Below are 20466 nucleotides of genomic sequence, written 5' to 3'. Positions count from 1 at the left end.
ATGGTTAATGGGCAAACATGTCGAGGTGTGATTAGTTGTCGTTTTGGCACAAAAACATGGGGAATGTACACCGTTAGATCGAGACGATGTCGCGATTGGTTCGTAGTCTAAACAGCCAATTGCCTCTTCCGATAAAGCCTTGCTGGGATGCACGGTACATTTGAGGCGATAATCTCCTGTAAAAAAGGCACAGTGACTACAAGGAACTTGATGCAATCGTTTGAGTCGAGTTATCCCATCTCGAGCAGCGGCGCAAATGGATAAGCACAAGATGACGAGTAGGCTACAGATCAGAATTGGACAGAGAATCATGGGCAAATTAGTGATTAGTACAGAAACTTCACTACGCATCATTACCTCGCTGAAACGGTTGAATTCCAATAGAGTTAGACTGTTCAGATGGATGAATTTCTAATGAATAAGGAGTTGAATCGGATAAACCCAGAGATGTCCAGAAATTTACAATTTGCTCACTCACTTGTTGCGGATGAAAATAATGGAAGAAGTAGCGTCCATTGGCACATTGCCAGAGGCGATCATTCTGTTTTAACCAGGGATACCATCCCAGGAGTAAATCCGAGTCAATCACGACATCATCACGGCTACCACAAACGAACAAGGGAACAGGCACTTCCGCCGCTGGAATACTCAGGCGCTGATATAACGAATGAGGGGATAATGAACTAATTAAATCCTGCTTGAGAACGGGTATGAGTTTTCGTACCATCAGGGGACAGTGACAGCCAAACAGGTTATAAACCATTTGCGTTAACACAACGTCGCGGGGGACAAGCAGCATTTGGCGTTGAATATAATAGTGTGCTTGCCAATCTATCGCCGGATGAACGCCGACTGACAGAAGCGTTAGCGATCGCACACGTTCAGGATAGCGATGAGCATACAGGAGTCCTAACAATCCGCTTGTGCCATGTCCGAGAAGATGCAGGGGGCGATCGCTAGACTTGAGATAGTCATGGAGTAATACCAAGGCGGCGTCTAGAGACGTCGGTTCGTCCAGTGTTTGGTAATAGTGCCACCGAGCGATCGCGCCATACTTAGACAGATGACTCAGTAAGGGACTATCAAATCGTGCTAAAGCTGGACTGACATGGAGCCAAAGTGCATCGGGAGATTTAGACATTTCCATAACCCAAGAAAAACGCTATGTTTGAACCTTGATCCCTCAAGCTGTTTTCTGACAAGACTGTTTTGGCTTGGCTGGGATCGTCATCCGACTATTTATTTCTTTTAAAGAAAGAGGGGCTTCAATCATCCGTAGAAACCCCTCATCGTGTGAGGAAGACTTAAACTTCAACCGAATTTAATGCCCGCTCCACGCGGCGGAAATCAAATCCAATGGCTCGCAGGGCGTGCCACAAATGCCCTTGCAGGAAAAAGAATGCCAGGAAGAAGTGAGCATTGGCGAGCCAGCAACGCGATGTATGTTCGCCTAGGGGTAATTTAACCGTATCGGCAAAATAAGGCACAATCCCTAGTTTCACCTCTAAGGGAGCACCGTAAAACTCAACTGGATAGGCTAGGGTATTGACAGCACAGAAATAGGCAGCGACAAACCCCGCTAATGCAATGCCACCCAGGGAATAGGACAAAATTGCCTCGCCGGAAAAGATCAACACTTTCTTTGTCCAATTGAAAGGCGGAACTAAAATGTGCCAGATGCCCCCCGCAATCAGCATCACGCCGACATAGATATGCCCTCCGACCAAGTCTTCCAAACTACTGATACTGGCAAAGTGGGTTTGGTAGCCGTAGATAACCAGAGGATCAAGCGTCGGTTGGGTAATCAGGCGCACGGTTTGAGTCGTCGCATCATAAAGTCCCCCCCAGTACATCGCTTTGGCAACGAGTAATAATGCCCCTGCTCCTAAGAAGAGGAGATGATGTCCCAGAATTAACCCCAACTGTTTCGGGTTGTCCCACTCAAAATGAAACCTCTTTGCCCAACCCTTGGCGTCTTTTAAGTTCTCCGGTGCTTTAAACGTGTGAAATAGCGCCCCGGCTGCCAAAACCGCCGATGAAATCAAATGAACCGCACCCACGACGAAGTAGGGATAGGTATCGACAATTTGACCGCCATCGCCAACGCCTAATCCCAGAGTTGCCAGATGGGGGAGCAAAATTAGCCCTTGTTCGCCCATCGCCAGGGTGGGGTCAAACCAGGATATCTCAAACAGGGTGAATGCGCCTGCCCAGAAGGTGATTAGGGCTGCTTGAGCAACGTGGGCGGCAATAAATAAGCCAGAGAGATCGGCAAATCGGGCATTGCCTGCCCACCAATCGTACTTTACGTCTGGATTTTCATAGGTTTGCATAAGTCTGTTCGTTGATTGAGGTGTGCAAGTTGTTGCGAAAGATATTCAACAAGATAGCGCTAGTTTAGAGAAATTATCAACAAGCTAGTATTAAGTTTTATGACAAAACTGACCCAATCCCGTTTTAGTAATGAGTTCAATCAACGTGATTGTCAGGGTTTTCTGACTTAGGCTGAGTTCACCACCTGCCCAACTCTCTGATTGGAAGCTGGAATGAGACGACAATAGGTTAAGAATCTTTCTCAACTGATTGTCGGATTAACAGAAGAGGTGTTCCTAGCTAATCACAGCCCCTAGTGCAGCGGGCATAAAAATACTTGAGCAGCTTCGTAGATACGATGAAGCAGGGGGAGCAGAGGGAGCAGGGGAAGCGGGGGGAGATATTAGCTGTTCAGTTATTTCTGCCTTCTTGCACTAGCCAAGGGTTGACGCTCCCCGGTCTAAAGACACGGGGATTCTGCTGACAGAGTAGACTGGGGCAAAGTCCACAATCTGACTCTCGCTACGGTCGTCAAAGACCGTCTACCCAGTCGGTTTAGGTCGATGCCTAACTTTCTGGCTACTTTTCTTAAAATATTGGCACTGCCGTTTAAATCGGCATTTACAATCGAGTCATCACTACTCTTGAATAAACCACGCTTTACTCGTCTTCCTGATGCTTTCCACCCGTTTGGTTTTTCTCCAAACTTAGGCAGGGAGTCTCCATCAAGATAGCTGGCTTTACTGGTGTAGGCTTCCTCTGTTACCTCTAAACGAATACCATAAATCTCGCACAATTGCTGTAATCGGTCTTTAAGTTTACCAAGGGGTATTTGAACAAACTTTTGGTTGTTTAATCTACCCATATTGGCGTTGTCCTTAAACCCTTCGTTCCATCCCAGAACAATCGTGCTTATACCGTATTTCAGGCAATGGTTGACGATTAATCTTGCCGCCTTGTTAATACCGTCCCTCATCCGGTGATTGCGCTTGCGGGTCACTCGGTCAAGAAAGGCGTCCCAGTATCCCTGTGGCTTTCCTTCCTTTCTGGTAGATACCTGCTTATTCCAGTATTGGTTAAAGGCTTTCATGGCACGGGCATCAATCAGAAAGGAGTTGCCCAAGGTGTCAACACAAGCAGCTAGATTATCCGCTGTACCCAGGTCAATTCCTAGTGCTTGGTCATCAATCCCTAGGAACGTTTCCTGTTTAAGTAGTTCGTAGGAAGCTTCCAGGTAGAAGACGCCGTTTTTCGGCAAAATAGTCCATTCCTTAACCTGGGTAATATCAAGATTGGTTGGAACAGGTAACTTAAAGCTATCAAGTCCAAACCAGCGCCTAACAGTCAAGCCTAGGGAAAACTGAAGTTGGCCATCAACTAGCTTAGGCTTCTGTCCCCCTGAATTGGGATAAGCTACCTTAAACAGCTTTGACCCTTTCAAATAGCTGGGTGGCTTGGGTTTATTTGGCAATTGTCCTTTAAACCAAGTATTACGCAACCCTTTGTAGGATTTGAACGCTTCAGCGACACTTAATAGTGTTTGCTGGGCTGGTGTTGAGGGTAGAGACTGGGCAATTCGACTTTTTCCTACGCTTTGCTCGTAAATCAAGTCAAACTTTCCAGTTAGGAGTTTGCCTGTCTTGAAAAATGTCTGACGGGCAAAATACACACCCATGTTATAGAGTTTTCCTGATTGTTCACATAAATACTCCAGAATCGCTTTTGTTTCTTTGTCGGGATGTAACAGCACTTGCTGTACACCCCTAGGCTTTTTGTTTTTAGCCATACTTTGACTGGGGTGTTGATTGCTCTATTGTAATCTACAATGGTAACAACAGTCAATCTGGAAATAAATGCGAAAAAATTCATATGAGTATAGGCACTACAACCACGCTATCGGATTGTGTGTAGTTCACTTGGTCTGGATACCTAAGCGGCGCAAGAAAGTGCTAGTGGGAAAGATTCGTGATAGAATATTTGAGATATTCAGCGAATTAGCTACAGAAAAAGGTTGGCACATTAGAGCGCTTGAAGTCGCGCCAGACCATATTCATTTGTTTGTTGAGATTCATCCGACAGATGCAATTTACCAGGTAGCGAAAGCCTTTAAGGGACGGAGCGCTAACTATCTCAGAAAAGAGTTTCCGGAACTTAAGAAGCTCCCCTCTTTGTGGACAAATAGCTACTTCTTTTCAACCGCAGGTAACGTCAGCGCAGCAACAATTCAGAGATACATTAACGACCCTCACCATAGTTAAGAACTACAAGCGGTTAAAACCGCTACCGTGCGTTCCTCCCCGGTCTGAAGACACGGGGTTTCCCGCAGCGGAGGAGTTAATATGAATGGCTCTTAAGTTGCAAAATGTCTGCGCTGAACAACTGGCTACTGTAGGTCAACACTACAATTGCTATGGCAAATAATGCGATCGCGCCACGATCAGGTTCACTTGACAATCAGGTAAAATTGAGGTTAACTAATCTGTAATTAAAAATTAATCGCAATAATCGGGGAGCGGTAGCTATGAAGCAATCCAAACACAACTTTCTGTATCCCCATGCCCGTTATCGCGGAGCCGTCAAGCCGGAGCATCTGGTACTGAATGCCAATCTGCAAGAGTTTGCCCAGCGAGTCAGCTATATTTGCAACTTGCAAACGGCGGGTAAATTGTCTCCCGATCAGGCGTTTGAGCAAATCGAGTCCCTTTGGCATAAGTTGCAGCACTGTCAAGCCCAGTTGAGTACAAACGAGCTGGAAAATCTTCGAGGGCATGGTTTGTAGGGGCGGGTTTTACCTATCTTGACCCAGATGTAACTCGCGCCCGCCCAGACGCGCCATGGCACGTCTCTACATGTATCCCCGCCCAGTCTATTGCGATCGCATTTCATTTACTTTATTATCTATAAGACAATTATTTGAATCTAATGCCGCCAACTTGGACGGGAATGGAGTTTAGGGGTCTTTCACGGGAAAACCCCAAAGCCTAAGTCTTGTGGGTGTACTGCCTGCATCGAGTTTTTCCCATCTAGCCTGCCCAAACCCAAATTAATTATTAAAAAAGTTTACTAATAAACTCAAATCGTTATAGAACAATAGTCTTAATCAGGAGCATGCAATGGCAGCCAACAGAAACTCAAATCACCGACGCCAGCGCAACCGAAAGCGTAAAGGATGGGGATTTTCTTTTTTTGGACAAACCTCTGAACCCTCTGGGGACGAAGACAACATTGTTGAGTTCTATGATGACTTAGCCCATAAGCGGTTCGATGCCGAGACTAATTTCCCTTTAGCGAGGACTCGTGCTGGCGATCGCGTGTCGATTATCGGGTTCAAAGGCAAAGGCGGCATCAGTCACCTTCTGAGTCTAGGGTTAACACCAGGTATTCAAGTTCAAGTGGTGAGCTGCGTTCCCAGTGGCTCGGTGATTGTCGCCTTCGGGGATAACCGCATTGGTTTGGGGGCGGGTATGGCGAACAAAATTCTGGTGACTCAACCCGATCAAGTTAACGCTTGTAAACAGGGAAAAGCAATGAATACAGACAAATATATCAGCAATTTAACCGTCGGTAGCAAAGGGCGTATTGTTGGCTACGAGAAAACGACTGGAGGCTACAAGGGCAAATTGCTAGCCATGGGATTGACACCCGGAACCGAGTTCACTGTGATCCGCCATGCGCCCCTAGGGGACCCGATTGAAATCGAAGTGCGGGGATTTAACCTGAGCTTACGCCGACACGAAGCCGATGTCCTTTGTATTGAAGAGGTGAATGAGAATGCATAAGCGGACTATTGCTCTAGTCGGTAATCCCAACTGCGGCAAAACCACCCTATTTAACGCCTTAACCGGTGCCACCCAGCGCGTCGGGAATTGGCCCGGAGTCACCGTTGAGCGCAAGGAAGGGAACTATCGCGATCGCGACGAGAATATTACCGTTGTTGATCTACCGGGCGTCTATTCCTTGGATGCTGAAGACCAAGACACTGGACTCGATGAAATTATTGCCAGAGATTACCTGCTCACTGGCGAAGCCGACTTAGTGGTTAATATTGTTGACGCTTCTAACTTAGAGCGGAACCTGTATCTGACTACCCAAATCATGGAAATGCGCCTCCCCTTGGTGGTGGCGCTGAACATGACCGATGTGGCGCAGGATCGGGGTATCCGCATCGATACCGTTCTCCTATCAGAACGCCTGGGTTGTCCGGTAACACCATTAGTCGCATCGCGTAATGAAGGTGTGGCGATCCTGCGGGATACGATTAATCAGAACCTGCAAAACCCAGTCAAACCCCACAGCTATGTGGCATATCCCCCCGTACTCGAAGACGCGATCGCTCAGGTGATGCCCATCGTCATGGAACAAAGTCCTGACCGAGCCGTTGAACCTCGCTGGACGGCGCTGAAACTGCTAGAGTACGAAGACCGGATTGCGCCTGAGTTGAGAGGACAGGAGTTAGAAAAACAGGTGGTAGAGCAGCGCCGCAAGATTCATCAGGTGCTGGGCGAAGATATCGATATTGTCGTTGCCGATAGTCGTTACGGCTTTGTGCGTCAGCTGGTTAATGGGGCGACGGAACGCACCCGGGAAGTCAGCAGTAATATGTCTGACCGAATCGATAGTGTGGTACTCAACCGCTGGTTTGGTCTGCCCATCTTTCTGGTGGTACTGTACCTGATGTTTGTACTGACGATTAATGTCGGCGGTGCCTTTATTGATTTTTTCGATCTCGTGACGCTGACGATCTTTGTCGAAGGTTTCGGCGAGTTACTCAGCACGATGGGTACACCCGAATGGCTAAAAGTTCTGCTGGCTGAGGGGATCGGTGGCGGGATCGAGACAGTGGCGACATTTATCCCGATTATTGCCATCTTGTTTTTGTGCCTTTCTGTCTTAGAAGACTCTGGGTATATGGCGCGAGCCGCGTTTGTCATGGATCGCTTTATGCGCTTTGTTGGACTTCCGGGGAAATCCTTTGTGCCGATGTTAGTGGGGTTCGGCTGTAACGTACCAGCGATTATGGCAACCCGCACCCTAGAAAATCAACGCGATCGCTTGATGACCATTGTCATGAACCCGTTCATGTCCTGCGGCGCACGACTACCGGTTTACGCTTTATTTGCGGCGGCGTTTTTCCCGATAGCGGGTCAGAATGTCGTCTTTGGACTTTACCTGATTGGCATTGCCATGGCGGTGTTCACCGGGTTGGTCTTGAAAAACACCCTGTTACAAGGTGAAGCCTCGCCCTTTGTCATGGAACTCCCCCCCTACCATCTACCGAATCTTAAAGGGGTGTTATTGCGTACCTGGGATCGGCTCAAAGGGTTTATGCTGCGGGCAGGGAAAGTTATCGTGATCATGGTGATGGTATTGAGTATATTGAACTCAATCGGGACTGATGGCTCCTTTGGTCAGGAAAACACGGATAAGTCGGTTCTCAGTTCCATCAGCCGCTCAATCACTCCCGTCTTTGCACCGATGGGGTTAGAGCGAGACAATTGGCCCGCGACGGTGGGTATTTTTACCGGGGTTTTTGCCAAGGAAGCGATGGTGGGTACACTTGACTCCCTTTACGGTCAACTGGGAGCAGAGGTAGAGCCAGAAACGCTAGAAACGCCAGAAACTTTTGACTTTTGGGGAGGGATTGGTGAAGCGTTTGCCACGATCCCAGCTAATTTAGCCGAGGTTCCTGGTAATCTGCTTGACCCCCTGGGTATATCGGTGGGTGATGTGAGCAATCTTGAAGCGGCGGCTGAGGAGCAAGAGGTAACCACAGGTACCTTTGGCGCTATGGTTCAACGCTTTGACGGTCGAGCGGGTGCTTTTGCCTATTTGCTGTTTGTACTGATGTACTTCCCCTGTGTCGCCGCGACTGCCGCCATCTACCGGGAAACCAACGTAGGATGGACGGTGTTTGTGGCAGCTTGGACGACAGGACTTGCCTACTGGAGTGCTACGTTATTTTACCAAGGGGCAATACTCCCTCAGCAACCGGGTACATCCCTGGCTTGGATTGCGGGATTAGTGCTGGTCATGGCGATCACGATTGTGGGTTTTAAGATCGCACAACCCGTTCGCCGGAACAGGCGTCAGATGATCGGCAATTAGATAGGGTTTGCTGAATAACTGGACTTTGGACAAACAAAGTGCGATCGCGGTTGGGAATCTGGTGTTTTTTGATCGGGTTTCAGGTTAATATTAACCTATAATATGGGGACATAAAACCCAATGTAGGGGCGGGTTTAGGGACAAAATTAATGGAGTCACCAATCACCTTTCTACAAAACCCGCCCTGCCCCAATTTCGACATTTTTTTTTGTGCGATCGCGGTTGAGAATAAGGTAGGTTTGGTTGTCCAGTTTGGGATTAATCGATTGCCGTTCGGTGGGGGAATGGGCAGGTTTTCTTGTTCCGTTATTGGTGGGGAGGGCGGGTTTTGTTTTTCCGTTATTGGTGGATATCTGAATTGATTCCCTAAACCCGCCCCTACAAATTCCCTAAACCCGCCCCTACAAATTCCCTAAACCCGCCCCTACATCTAATTTTTCTGCCCTAAATGCCTTGGCAAATAAATTACGCAAATTTATTTTTTTGTCCAAAGTCCAATGAATAAGTATTAGGGAGCATTGTAGAAACCGATGAATCGCCAGATACATTTAATCGGTTCATCATAACTGAGTGTTGAAAGCGGAAAAAAGACATGATTTTGAATGAGATTCAGGACTATCTGTCCCAGCAGGGGAGAGCATCCCTGGCTCAAATGCAGATTCATTTTGGCATTCATGCGGATGCTCTACGCGGTATGCTGAACCGACTCATCCGCAAAGGGAGAGTGCAAAAGTTACCGACTCCAAAACGCTGTCACCATTGTGTTGACTGCTCTCAAGAGTCCTTAGAATTCTATGAATGGGTGACCGATGAGCCTGCGGCTGCGATCAACAAGCAGGAGTGCTGCTCCCATAGCACTGAAGCATCGGTTCAGTAGTATTGGCACATAGACTTGCGATCGCCAAACCGGGCGATGACCAAGCGTGTAATAGTCATAATTTCACCCTGAAAGACCAAGAAATACAGGTAGAGACGTAGTATGCAACGTCTCTACGCTACCGTTGCTATACCGCTTGAACAGCGCGATCCTTTTCCCTAGCAGCAACGACTAGGACTAAACAATTTGTCTAGGCTTCGCTAGCAATGGCACAAAATACGATATATCCTAAATCCTCTCGGTGTTGGTGAAAGGCACGACGCATTGCCAAAACTCGCTCCCGAATCGGCGGTTTAGTTAACACATTCCAAAAAATCCGAAGGGTATCAATTACGCCTTCATCTCGCAGTATCTGAATAGGATTTAACAAATTCATCGCTCCCGTTTGATACTGCTGCACGTTGAGTCCGGTTTTTTCGCAGAGGCTACTCCAGTTTTCTAAGGATAGGGGTGTGGAATTTACGCGAATAACCTGGGATAGGGTTTTGTGAACTTGCTCCTCATGGTTTTTAACCAATACTTCATGGGCGAGGTACTTACCCCCTGGCTTTAGTTTTTGCCGAACACCTTGCAAAATCTTTTCTTTACCAGGGATAGCTTGCATGGTTAGAATTGCTTCTGCTAGAACGTAATCGAATTGTCCAGGAATAGCTTCTAGGTGAAAAATATCGCCTTCAATAATTTCCACCTGTCCTTCTAACCCTGCTGCCTGGATATTCTCCCGCGCCCGTGCTACACTCTCAGGGTTCTTCTCGACACCGACAACCCTGACACCAAAGCATTGAGCCAGTGCGATCGCACTATAGCCAAAACTAGCCGCAAGTTCCAATACCGTCTCTCCCGGTTGAAAATTTGCCCACTCAAAAAGCTGTTCAGTCGCGGTGCGTCCCCCCGGACGTAAAATCTTTTTACCTGCTGCGGCTAAAACTTGGTGACCAGGTGCTTTCTTAAAGTTAAGAGTCGTGTTGATCATCGGCGTGACCTCCTGAATCGGTGTTACTTTTATTGAACCGACGCTCTACTGATTCTGCAAATAACAATGGCAGATTCATTTTGGCATCCATGCAGATGCTCTACGCGGTATGTTGAACCGACTCATCCGCAAAGGGAGAGTGCAAAAGTTACCGACTCCAAAACGCTGTCACCATTGTGTTGACTGCTCTCAAGAGTCCCTGGAATTCTATGAATGGATAACCGATGAGCAAGCTTTTTTCTTCTCCATTCCCCATTCCCCATTCCCTATTCCCTGGCGCGTAGCGCTATAACTCGAAACTGCCTCACTGTGCGACCTTTTATCATACTTGACTACTACGGCGCACACTCAAATAGCCTTTTAGCTTTTTTATTTGGGAAAAGATTCGCTGAATCTGTTTATGATCGTAGATATCAATGCATAAATAAATCATAGCCGTTTTGTCAGCGTAACGATCCATACGGATATCTCGAATATTAATTTTGAGATCCTTTAAAAGACTAGTGATGTTGTTGAGGACACCCACGTCGTCACAAACTTCGACTTGAATATAAATTGGGTAAGTTTGACCTTCTGTATTATTCCAGCTAACCTCGATCAGGCGATCATCTGGTACATTGTCCCAATTATGGCATTCCTGGGTATGAACAGAAATACCACGTCCTGCAAGTTTGACAACGCCAATAATTGGTTCACCAGGTACAGGATTGCAACAATGAGCAAGGTGATAGCCTAATCCTTCTATCCCTGCAATGGCTGACTTGCTTGAGGAGATATTAACGGTGTGTAAGATTGTAGGAGGCGTAGTTGACAACTCAGGGGTATTATCAATTAGTTTTTTGTTATTGGTAGCTTCTCGTATGCGATTAGCTACCCGATTGAGGGAGAGTTCACCATAACCTAAATTAGCAAGTAAATCATCGACGCTATGATAATTACATTGCTCCACCACGTCCTTCATTGCTTCAGACTCCAGCAGAGTTTCAAGTCCATCTTTGCCTAGTTCTTTTTGCAGAAGTTCTCGACCATGGTCAATATTTTCTTGCCAATGCGATCGCTTATACCATTGACGAATCCGATTGCGGGCACTACTAGTCTTCACAAATTGCAGCCAGCCTAAGTTAGGATGACTGTTTTTATTGGTGATGATTTCCACAATATCCCCAGTCTTCAGGGAGGTATCCAGGGTAACCATCTGCCCATTCACTCGCGCCCCAGCACAGTGGTTACCTAGATCAGTATGAATACGATAGGCAAAATCAATAGGGGTTGCCCCCTTCTGTAGTTTCTTAACATCATTTTTGGGAGTTATTAGGTAAATGAATTTGTCTAAATCACTTGAATTCCTAGTTAACTCTTGGAGTAATAAAGCTTTGTCTTGTATAGACATGCTAATCATTTTAAGTTCTGATTCTTTATTTTTATCATTAACAACCTCACAATTTGGTATTTCATTAATAGTTTCGACTAGCTGATTATGAGCCTGATTTATTTCTGTTTTTTCTTTCCTATAACGACGACTTTTAGTTACTATATTAAGCTGGAGTATTATTCGCTGATCTGAAAATTTATCAAGATCTACGCTCAATAATTCAAATTTGCTAGATCGAATAATATTACCTATTGTTATTACAGATTCTTTTTGGCATTTAACTACCAAATTTAATCGTTGACTCTGTGCCAGTTCATAATTTCTTTTTGACAACGGTCGAGCATAGGAGGCTGGATCTTTATAACGGCAGTGAGCAGCCTGATCCAGACCTAGTACACCAATTCCTACCTCTGCGGCAAGATGCATCCTGTGTGTCCGGATCTGAAATTCTACAATTCGTGCCTGTGGTTCTCCATATCTGATATTGATATGAATAGATTGATAACCTGTAATCTTAGGATGTTTAATATAATCTCTGAGGCTTTCTTTCAGAATTCCTTCTCCCTGAAAAAATTTTCCCATTTCCTGTACAATTGCCAAGACTTTGTAACATTCGCTTTCAGTTTGAGTTATAATACGAACCCCAATGATATCCAGGATTTTGTCTAAAGACACTTTACGAGCTTTTGACTTTTTATAGATACTGTAAATTGTCTTAGCTCTAGGAAAAATTTCAGCCTGAATTTTAGCTTCTTCAAGAAGAGACTCTAAGTCTGAAGTGAGATTCTCGATAAAGTCTTCTCGCTGTGGGAATCGGCTTTCCAGAGCTTGGTTAATTTCTTCGTATTCGTCCGGATGGAGAAAAGCCAAAGCTCGTTCTTCTAATTCTTCACGTAACTCATTGAACCCAAATCGCATAGCTAGAGGTGAAATTATGCTTAAAGCACAATCGGCTATTCTGGAAGCGAGACCAGAGGATATGGAATTCAAAATACCAAGGGTATACTTGAAATTTAATAATTCGATATAGATGACATCTTGAGGCAGTTTTTCTGTCTGTAACAACCCATAGGCATCATCATCAGATATAGCCTCTTTACATAAATGCTTAACTGTGAACAGCCATAGCTTTTTGTGAACTTGTAGTTGTGCGATCTGTCGATTTATATTTTTATTGCCTGTTAATTCATGAATTGCCTCAATTGCATCATCATAGCACCGCCATACTGATGCAATCAAGTCTTTTGTATTTTTTTCTTGTTCACCAAAATTAAAACTACTTAAAATTTTATTTTCTTCTATTTTTCCTTGAGTCTCCAGACAAACTCTAACAATTGACTGGGCATTAATGTCTTTAGCAATACTTATCGCTTCTTGATTTTGGTTATATGCTTCTTCATGCGAATTTATTAAAGCTGTTAATCTTGCTAAATGGGTGAGTGAATGCGCTTCATAGTAGCGCATACGGTACTCGTGAAAGCGGGCTAAAGAGTCTTCCAGATACTGCTTGGCTAAACTAAGATTTCCTAAGGTTAAGTAAGTTTGACCAAAACAGAATAAGACTCGTGCGTAGCTGCTCGGTACTTCTGGATTGGGAGATGTAAAGCAGGCAGCCGCCTCTGTATAGGATTGCAATGCAGCTTCATATTCACCTTGATTAAATTGCAGATCTCCTTGAATTATTAGGCGTGAGCCATTCACTCCAATATAACGTTTGTTTTGCTGATCAATCCGTTTTTTAGATTCCTGAAGCAACTCATCTGCTTTATCCAAGCGACCAGTTAATAAAGCGATTCTAGCTAAGTTGTTATATGTCTTAATTTGTCCATATACATCAGGTTGAATACCATCTTTACCTTCTTTAATATTCAAGGATTCTCGATAACTTTTCTCGGCTTCTTCATAGCGACCTAAATGAGTATAAATATCTGCAAGATAATCCAAATCTCGTGCTTCACCATGACGATCATTAATGGATTGTTTAAGTTCAATAGCATGCTTAAGGTTATCCTCCGCTTTTTTAAGCTTACTTTGGGATTTTTGGCAAATACCTAATCGTGCCCAAGATTTGGACTCTCGATATATATCGCCCAGCTCGGCGAATTTTTTCGCGCTATCGTTAAAGAATTCCTCTGCTTCCAAGAAATTGCTCTGATGACGCTCGATACTACCCTGACGATATAAAATTAAAGCCAGACCTAGTTGATCGTCAGAACGAGTAGCTAGTGCATCAGCAGTATTAGCAACATTTCGGGCATTATCACACTGACCAAGATCCGTATAACAGCCAATCATTTTCCCTAAAGTGCGGATTTGCATTGGAAAATCCGCTTGACTTTCCGCTATCTCTAAAACAGACTTCAAGGCTTGCAAAGCTAGTTCAGGCTGCCCCCTAAGATGACGCATCTTGCCCACATAGTACAAAGCAACAGAAGCACCCAGTTGATTCCCTTGTTGCTCAAAAATTTCGTAGGCATTTTTGAAAATTTCTTCAGCGTTTGCTGCGCTACCTTGTTTCTCTAGCTTTCGACCTTTCTCCAACAATAGCCAGGGTTTATCTACAAAAATAGCATCATCAAGATTAAGTAGCCATTCTCCTAATCCAGTCAGTCTTTCTGATAGAAGCCGTTCTTTTTCATGTGAACGACCCACCAGATCATTTAAAACCTGTGCTGCTGTCTCTAATTGCCCAATTTTACACCAGTGATAATATGAGTCGAGGTAAGCCCGGCGATCTAATGTTTCTAAAGGGCTTTGTTTACCCTGTTGCCAATAATAGTGAGCTACCTTTTCTTGCCAATATACCATTTCTTCCTCAGACTGAGAAGTACGCCAAAACTCAGCAATCAGAGGATGCATCTGGAACTTATCACAGTCCACTCGTGTTAGCAATCGGCGCTGTAATAGCGACTCTCCCACACTTTCTGAAATATCCAGATACGTCCAGGCTGAACGTTGAACGGGTGTCCGAAACACTGAAAGACGGCTTAAAGCTTCCCGTTCTGTTTCATCAAGATGTATGGCTACATTTTCCAATAGTCTCTTATTGAGTTCAGCGCCATAGCGTTTATCATACTCGACCAGCCGATGCAGTAGATTTCCCATCGAGTTTCCTAACAGGGAGTACCACTGAATAACTAAGTCTATCGCTAAAGGATGTCCGGCTGTTTTTTCGATTACCGCAATCACATCATTTAAGGAGCATTCAATCCCTGAAGCTTGACATCTTTGATTAATATACTTAACCGCTTCCTCGTATTGAAAGCCTGCCACATTGAATTTATGAACTCGACTAGCCAGCCATACTCCTAACGACTGCTCTGGAGAATGGTCAATCAAGATTAATCGGTTCTTCCCTCCATGGGTTCTGAAGCGTTGAATAAACGGCTCAATCTCTGAATGGTTGGCAATCTGAAATCCATCAATAAAGAATGCATACTTGGCTAATTTGCTAGTGCTGATAACCTGCACTAAAGTGGGGATTTTATGAGTGCTTGTAATTTTGTCTTCGGCATAAGTTGTGACAAATCCGTACTCACCATTGCTTTTGAGGAACTCGTTCACCTGCAACAACAGTTCCTCCAATGTTAGTTCTTCTTTGTCTAGCCAACAAACTTTGTAATCATTACTGAGCTGATGCGCTAGCTGTGCTGCCAAGTAAGTCTTTCCTACCCCCGACTCTCCCCACAGTATCACAACTGGGGAGGCTTGAAGCAATTTTTTTACCTGCTCCAACTCAGTCTGCCTACCATAAAAATCAGGAAAACTTGGAGGTGTAAAAATGGGTAGAAGAGGTTCCTGAAAACAAATTGATGTTTGAGTTAATGATAGTTTATGACCTTCTTTGAAGGGATATATTTCTGGCTTAATCTCTGTTGAGCATTGCACTATTTTTTCTTTGGCATACTCATGCAACTCATCAACAGAAATTATCCCATCTTTATTCAGATCGGCAGCACCCGTCTCCATCCCTTCAACCAGGAAACGAGTGTAAAGTGAGAGATCTGTTCCTGACTGGGAATACTCTAATAAACCAGAAGAGGTAAGAACAGCAGCATCAGCTTTAGCGGTCATTCCCTTAGCGAAAGCCCCACTAAAGCAACAGTCAAGAATCATGACTTGTTTCCGAGAAGGACTGGTGAGCATGAGGCTATGCACAAAGTCAGAAGGAATCGCCGTTGCTGCGAGTCGTGTCTTTTTAGTTGTAGGACTGGTTAAGTACAGTTTTCCTCTGTTGTCTGTAATGCCATGACCGGAGAAATACAAGAGCAATAGATCGTCTTTGTGGCAATCGGCAAATAGTGCCTCAATCTTCTCCCGCATCTGCTGGGGGTCAGGATTGGTGATCACCTCAACGGCATCAAATCCTCCCCTCTCTGGATGTCGCAAAACTTTCTCCATTGCTTGTACATCCTTTATAGAACCGGGGAGTGGGTCTAAACCAAACTCGTACTGACTAATCCCAATCAGCAATGCTAATTTTGCCATTTGCCGCGTCCTACGCCCTCTCTACAAAGTCTTTGAGTTGTTCAATCAGAACTAATACCTCTTCTTTGCTGGTGCCAACAGTCTCTAACTCAATGGTTTTACCATTAGCCTCTGCTTTCACCTTAACTTTTTTACTAGATAAGCGGCTGAACAGAAAGTTCACGACAGGTTTTATTGTCGGTAAGGGGATCTGGGTGCTTAAAACGCCAACCATCAATTTACCCAAATCCTCTGCTCCTGCTTTCACATCTCCTGCTGGCTTTTCTCGGATACGCTCAACAGACTCGACTTCTTCTAAAGAATCTATATCCTCATAGAGACTTTGGGTAAGGGTTTCCAAGTCTTCGGAGTCCAAATCAGATTCGCTAAAGTCGATGGTAAGCTGAAGATTAGACAGACCTGCCATTGTCAACCTCTGAGTGGGGATACTATTCTATTCAACCTTAGCCAGACCCTAAATTTTGTGATCTAAGTTATACAGGAGTTGTTTAAACTTTTCTTGAAAAGCATCTCGGCTAAATTGAGCCAGACATTGTTATCGCAACCACTCCCCATCACAGCGCTGATCATTGTCAATACATGCAGCTGCTACGGCGTCCGGATCACGGTGCGGTACTAGCCAGCCTAAATGTCCATCCTGTAAGGGATCAGCCGATCCATCGGCAAATAGCTCAAGGGATTGCGATCGCTCGCCGCACCCTCCGCATTGTCTAGCAAAACATCATCCTTGCCCTAGCCGTGAAGGGGATATATATTGCCCTTGGTGCGATCAGGATAGCGACTCTCTGGGAAATCGTAACCCAGATGATCAGTCATTCGATCAGGGCTAAGTGCTAACTCTCTACTGATTCTGCAAATAACAATGACAATCGGGCTTTTCAATCAAAGATTCAACTAAACTATTCAGGGCGACGGCGGCTAATAATCCACCACCAGTTGTCCCCAGAGTCGTAATATACTCCATACCCGAACCCATTAATCGGCGTTTAGCGGCTGGGGCGTGGCTGAAACCAATCGGCATTCCCACAATTAAGGAGACTTGCAGTTGTCCTTGTTCGATGCATTTCAAGGCAGATATCAATACTGATGGAGCATAGCCGATCGCTAAGATACAACCAGGCGTGAGGTGTTGTAATCGTTCCTGCCATTTCCCTTGTTGGCAAAACCTGCGTTCGGCTTCATCAGCGCTGTGGATATGGGGTTCATCTATTAGAGTCTTGACAGGAATCCCTAAATGTGCAATGCGAGTCTGATCAAGAGCCGCAACAACTGGAGAAACATCAGCAACAATTTCACAGTGAGTCTTGAGAGCATTTCTAGCTGAAGCGATCGCCCCTCGACTCAAACGCACAAAATCGACTAAACTGACATCACCACTAGCGAGTACCAATTTGGTCAGTAAATCGCGTTCAACTTCATTCTTTTGAGATAAATCGGGTAACAGTTGCTGCAAGGATTCGCTAAAGTCTTCGGGATGAGCATCACAGGCGGCATCTAAACTGTGCCAAAATGGTGCTAATTCTTCTAATTCAACTGTCGATTCTAGTTCTAATTGTCGCAGTTGCGCCAGTGCTTCAGTTTGAATTTTTCGACAACAATAATCGCGTCCTAGCAAGCCTTCCAAAGCCGATGCTGTTTGGCGCAAACGAGCCAATTGTTGCATCACTGAGCGATATTGCTGTTGCAGTTGAGACGTTAATTGGTCAACCTTTAGATCTCCAGAATCAGGTGTCAATAACTGACGAATATGATCTAATTGAAATCCCTGAGATTTTAACGCCACAATCCGCCGCAAATGCTGCACATCTGCATCGGTATAGAGACGATAGTTAGCCGCAGAACGTTTCGCCTCTGGTAACAACCCCAGTTTGTGATAATGCCTGACCATTCTCGGAGTTAAACCATTACCAACTGCTGCGGTGAGTTGTTTGATGGTTAAGTATTGGTTTGCCATTTTGCTAGTTTAGCACTTGACCTTGACATTAATGTCAAGGTTTAGGATGAGGCAGTCGGGGAGTAATTAATCATGACATGAAAACAATCATCGCAGAACATCAAGATACTTGGGCGGCGGTAGCCTGTGCTGTTTTAGTATGCTTGGGTTGGCTTTTTCTCCAACTTGGCTGGTTAGGATTAGCGTTATTCATCCTCCCAGCCGCCTATGTAATTGGAGGTTACGAGAGTGCGAAAGAGGGACTAACCACTCTGTTTGTCGAAAAGGAACTCGATGTTGATTTGTTGATGATCATCGCCGCATTAGGAGCGGCATTTTTAGGAGTTTGGCAGCGGGACTATTTCCTAATTGTTGATGGCGCGGTATTAATTCTTATCTTTGCCATCAGTGGGGCATTAGAAGATTACGCCATGAAACGAACCAGCCGTGCGATTAGCAGTTTGATGGGATTGACACCTGATACAGCACGGGTTATCCTCCAAGGTCAAACCTGTCAGATTCCGATTCAAGACTTAAAAATCGATGACCAAATTTTAGTGAAACCCGGAGAATTAATTCCCACCGACGCCTTGATTATTGAAGGTGCAAGTAGTCTCAATGAAGCCTCTATTACTGGAGAATCGCTACCTAGAGAAAAAACAGTGGGAGATGAAGTTTTTGCTGGCACAATTAATGGTAGTGGGGCGTTAATCCTGCGAGTGCATCAACCCCCCGAAAGTAGCTTAATTCAACGGGTTATTCGTTTGGTCAAGCAAGCGCAAACGGAAGCGCCACCCTCTCAACTATTCATTGAACGCTTAGAACGCGGTTATGCGAAAATAATTATAGTTTGTGGTATCCTGCTGGCGATTCTTCCCCCTTTTGTTTTCAATTGGGATTGGCAAAGGACGATTTATCAGGCTTTGGTTTTTTTAGTCGTCGCGTCTCCCTGTGCATTAATGGCAGCAATTATGCCGACACTGCTATCGGGAATGACGAATGGGGCGCGACAGGGTATTTTATTCAAAAGTGGCGCTCAATTGGAGGTAATCGGCAAAATACGAGCGATTGCCTTTGACAAAACGGGAACCCTGACGACTGGAGAACCAAAGGTTATCCAAATTATCAGTCTTGACCCCAACAATGAAGATAAGGTTTTGTTAAAAGCGGCGGCTGTGGAAGCCTATTCCGAACATCCTATTGCCAAGGCAATTGTGCAAGCCACTATGGATAAATCCTGGACGTTAGCATCGGCTACGAATGTAGTATCTCACACCGGTTTTGGTGTCAGTGGTGATGTTGACGGGGAAGGGATAAAAGTTGGTACAGCTAAATTTATTCAATCTGAAATTGCTCACGTCCCCAAGAGTCTAATCGTAGAAAGCGAACGCTTGAAACAAGACGGTAAAACCATCGTTTGGGTGGCGGCTGCGGGTAAACTCTTGGGAATTATCGCAGTTGCCGATACCGTGCGTCCGGCGGCTGCAACTGTGATCAAAGACTTGAAAAAACTGGGAATTGAACAGGTTATTATGCTCAGTGGTGATAGCAAAACTACGGCGAGTTACATCGCCCAGCAGCTAGGAATTGATGAGGTTTATGCCGAACTTTTGCCAGAAGATAAAGTTAAGGTGATCCAAAGGCTGAAAAAACACGATCAAACCGTAGCCATGGTGGGTGATGGTATCAATGATGCCCCAGCGTTGGCAACCGCGTCTGTGGGAATTGCCATGGGAACTGCTGGGAGTGATGTGGCTTTGGAAACCGCCGATGTTGTATTAATGGCAGATCGTTTAGAAAAGTTAACGGCTGCGATTCGTTTAGGTCGTCGTGTCACTCAGGTTGTTACCCAAAATATTGGGTTTGCGTTGTGTAGTATTGGTGTGTTATTAGTGGCTAATTTTACGATTGGTATTAGCCTTCCTCTCGGCGTTATTGGACATGAAGGTTCTACTATACTGGTGATTCTGAGTGGTTTACGGTTGCTTAGAAATAATACCAACTGAAGTTTAGACTACGATGCGCGACAGAGGAGGTTTCACCAAAATATAGCACTACGAGGATACGTTAGGACATCAGTTAGATCTCAAGAGGGAACAGGGAACAGGGAACAGGGAACAGGGAACAGGGAACAGGGAACAGAGACAAATGTCCTAACCTGTCTTGGTACTGCTATAAGGGGAGTATGAGGGAAATCCTTGCCGTAGTGCGTTTAGCGAAGCCATGCCGCAGGCTTTGCATCTTGCTCGCTACCCATTCCCAATTGGCTCTCCCGTACATAAGGTGATAAATTTTCCTTATATGTGTAGCGATTGGCTTGATTTGAAGAAAACCTAGCTTAATCGCTTAATTAGTTGGGTTTCCTTCGTCAACCCAACCTACAAGCATTACACCGTGGGACTTTG

15 protein-coding genes and 1 pseudogene are annotated in these 20466 nt (G+C 45.2%); 7 read left to right on the top strand and 9 right to left on the bottom strand.

Annotation, left to right across the window (positions count from 1 at the left end):
- The 4 genes from RID53_RS21390 to RID53_RS21375 all read right to left on the bottom strand — a co-directional run.
- Positions 1-312: hypothetical protein (locus RID53_RS21390; RefSeq protein WP_446390012.1), on the bottom strand; the 312-nt coding region annotated here is incomplete at its 3' end.
- 31 nt (positions 313-343) lie between these two features.
- On the bottom strand, positions 344-1141 hold the full coding sequence (locus RID53_RS21385; protein ID WP_446390011.1) for an alpha/beta fold hydrolase: 798 nt from the start codon (positions 1139-1141) through the stop codon (positions 344-346).
- 163 nt (positions 1142-1304) lie between these two features.
- The gene (locus tag RID53_RS21380; protein WP_446390010.1) at positions 1305-2333 is read right to left on the bottom strand and encodes a chlorophyll a/b binding light-harvesting protein; all 1029 of its coding nucleotides are present in this window, start codon (positions 2331-2333) and stop codon (positions 1305-1307) included.
- A 440-nt stretch (positions 2334-2773) separates the two neighbouring features.
- Positions 2774-4099 (bottom strand): RNA-guided endonuclease InsQ/TnpB family protein, encoded by a 1326-nt coding sequence (locus RID53_RS21375; RefSeq protein ID WP_446390009.1) that lies wholly within the window; start codon positions 4097-4099, stop codon positions 2774-2776.
- A 67-nt stretch (positions 4100-4166) separates the two neighbouring features.
- On the opposite strand from RID53_RS21375, the gene tnpA reads away from it, so the two are divergent.
- The 5 genes from tnpA to RID53_RS21350 all read left to right on the top strand — a co-directional run bounded on the left by tnpA (position 4167) and on the right by RID53_RS21350 (position 9295).
- Positions 4167-4571, top strand: a complete 405-nt coding sequence (gene tnpA / locus RID53_RS21370) for an IS200/IS605 family transposase (RefSeq protein WP_446390008.1) — start codon at positions 4167-4169, stop codon at positions 4569-4571.
- Between the two features lie 263 nt (positions 4572-4834).
- The gene (locus tag RID53_RS21365) at positions 4835-5092 is read left to right on the top strand and encodes a DUF7219 family protein (RefSeq protein ID WP_446390007.1); all 258 of its coding nucleotides are present in this window, start codon (positions 4835-4837) and stop codon (positions 5090-5092) included.
- A 334-nt stretch (positions 5093-5426) separates the two neighbouring features.
- Positions 5427-6092, top strand: coding sequence for a FeoA family protein (locus RID53_RS21360; RefSeq protein ID WP_446390006.1), 666 nt, complete (start codon positions 5427-5429; stop codon positions 6090-6092).
- Positions 6085-8418 carry a Fe(2+) transporter permease subunit FeoB gene (gene feoB, locus RID53_RS21355; RefSeq protein ID WP_446390005.1) on the top strand — a complete coding sequence of 778 codons (2334 nt, stop codon included), beginning with the start codon at positions 6085-6087 and terminating at the stop codon, positions 8416-8418. Before RID53_RS21360 ends, feoB begins: the two co-directional genes overlap by 8 nt.
- A 592-nt stretch (positions 8419-9010) precedes the next feature.
- Positions 9011-9295 carry a FeoC-like transcriptional regulator gene (locus RID53_RS21350; RefSeq protein ID WP_446390004.1) on the top strand — a complete coding sequence of 95 codons (285 nt, stop codon included), beginning with the start codon at positions 9011-9013 and terminating at the stop codon, positions 9293-9295.
- Between the two features lie 190 nt (positions 9296-9485).
- Here the strand turns inward: RID53_RS21350 and RID53_RS21345 are convergent, their stop codons facing one another.
- Positions 9486-10268, bottom strand: a complete 783-nt coding sequence (locus tag RID53_RS21345) for an SAM-dependent methyltransferase (RefSeq protein WP_446390003.1) — start codon at positions 10266-10268, stop codon at positions 9486-9488.
- Between the two features lie 73 nt (positions 10269-10341).
- Between RID53_RS21345 and RID53_RS21340 the strand changes: the two genes are divergently transcribed.
- Entirely contained in the window at positions 10342-10560 is a 219-nt protein-coding gene (locus RID53_RS21340) for a FeoC-like transcriptional regulator (RefSeq protein WP_446390013.1), read from the top strand.
- A 30-nt stretch (positions 10561-10590) separates the two neighbouring features.
- On the opposite strand, the gene RID53_RS21335 is transcribed toward RID53_RS21340, so the two are convergent.
- The 4 genes and pseudogenes from RID53_RS21335 to RID53_RS21320 all read right to left on the bottom strand — a co-directional run bounded on the left by RID53_RS21335 (position 10591) and on the right by RID53_RS21320 (position 18082).
- The gene (locus RID53_RS21335) at positions 10591-16128 is read right to left on the bottom strand and encodes a caspase, EACC1-associated type (protein ID WP_446390002.1); all 5538 of its coding nucleotides are present in this window, start codon (positions 16126-16128) and stop codon (positions 10591-10593) included.
- A 10-nt stretch (positions 16129-16138) separates the two neighbouring features.
- Positions 16139-16534, bottom strand: coding sequence for a hypothetical protein (locus tag RID53_RS21330; RefSeq protein ID WP_446390001.1), 396 nt, complete (start codon positions 16532-16534; stop codon positions 16139-16141).
- 129 nt (positions 16535-16663) lie between these two features.
- A pseudogene (locus RID53_RS21325) lies at positions 16664-16792 on the bottom strand (glycosyl transferase group 1); the annotation flags it as partial.
- 177 nt (positions 16793-16969) lie between these two features.
- Positions 16970-18082, bottom strand: a complete 1113-nt coding sequence (locus tag RID53_RS21320) for a precorrin-8X methylmutase (RefSeq protein ID WP_446390000.1) — start codon at positions 18080-18082, stop codon at positions 16970-16972.
- 77 nt (positions 18083-18159) lie between these two features.
- Here RID53_RS21320 and RID53_RS21315 point away from each other — a divergent pair, with 77 nt between their 5' ends.
- A complete protein-coding gene (locus RID53_RS21315) occupies positions 18160-20067 on the top strand; it encodes a heavy metal translocating P-type ATPase (protein ID WP_446389999.1) in 1908 nt (635 codons plus the stop codon).
- Positions 20068-20466: the final 399 nt, after the last annotated feature.

It is taken from the genome of Coleofasciculus sp. B1-GNL1-01 (assembly GCF_040220235.1).
In the GTDB taxonomy this organism is placed as follows: Bacteria; Cyanobacteriota; Cyanobacteriia; order Cyanobacteriales; family Coleofasciculaceae; genus Coleofasciculus.
This window is presented reverse-complemented; position numbering and strand designations above follow the sequence as displayed.

Excerpts from the sequence above, each read along its gene's own strand:
- RID53_RS21385 (WP_446390011.1), bottom strand. The coding sequence starts at position 1,141 with ATGTCTAAATCTCCCGATGCACTTTGGCTCCATGTCAGTCCAGCTTTA.
- RID53_RS21380 (WP_446390010.1), bottom strand. The coding sequence starts at position 2,333 with ATGCAAACCTATGAAAATCCAGACGTAAAGTACGATTGGTGGGCAGGC.
- RID53_RS21375 (WP_446390009.1), bottom strand. The coding sequence starts at position 4,099 with ATGGCTAAAAACAAAAAGCCTAGGGGTGTACAGCAAGTGCTGTTACAT.
- tnpA (WP_446390008.1), top strand. The coding sequence starts at position 4,167 with ATGCGAAAAAATTCATATGAGTATAGGCACTACAACCACGCTATCGGA.
- RID53_RS21365 (WP_446390007.1), top strand. The coding sequence starts at position 4,835 with ATGAAGCAATCCAAACACAACTTTCTGTATCCCCATGCCCGTTATCGC.
- RID53_RS21360 (WP_446390006.1), top strand. The coding sequence starts at position 5,427 with ATGGCAGCCAACAGAAACTCAAATCACCGACGCCAGCGCAACCGAAAG.
- feoB (WP_446390005.1), top strand. The coding sequence starts at position 6,085 with ATGCATAAGCGGACTATTGCTCTAGTCGGTAATCCCAACTGCGGCAAA.
- RID53_RS21350 (WP_446390004.1), top strand. The coding sequence starts at position 9,011 with ATGATTTTGAATGAGATTCAGGACTATCTGTCCCAGCAGGGGAGAGCA.
- RID53_RS21345 (WP_446390003.1), bottom strand. The coding sequence starts at position 10,268 with ATGATCAACACGACTCTTAACTTTAAGAAAGCACCTGGTCACCAAGTT.
- RID53_RS21335 (WP_446390002.1), bottom strand. The coding sequence starts at position 16,128 with ATGGCAAAATTAGCATTGCTGATTGGGATTAGTCAGTACGAGTTTGGT.
- RID53_RS21330 (WP_446390001.1), bottom strand. The coding sequence starts at position 16,534 with ATGGCAGGTCTGTCTAATCTTCAGCTTACCATCGACTTTAGCGAATCT.
- RID53_RS21320 (WP_446390000.1), bottom strand. The coding sequence starts at position 18,082 with ATGGCAAACCAATACTTAACCATCAAACAACTCACCGCAGCAGTTGGT.
- RID53_RS21315 (WP_446389999.1), top strand. The coding sequence starts at position 18,160 with ATGAAAACAATCATCGCAGAACATCAAGATACTTGGGCGGCGGTAGCC.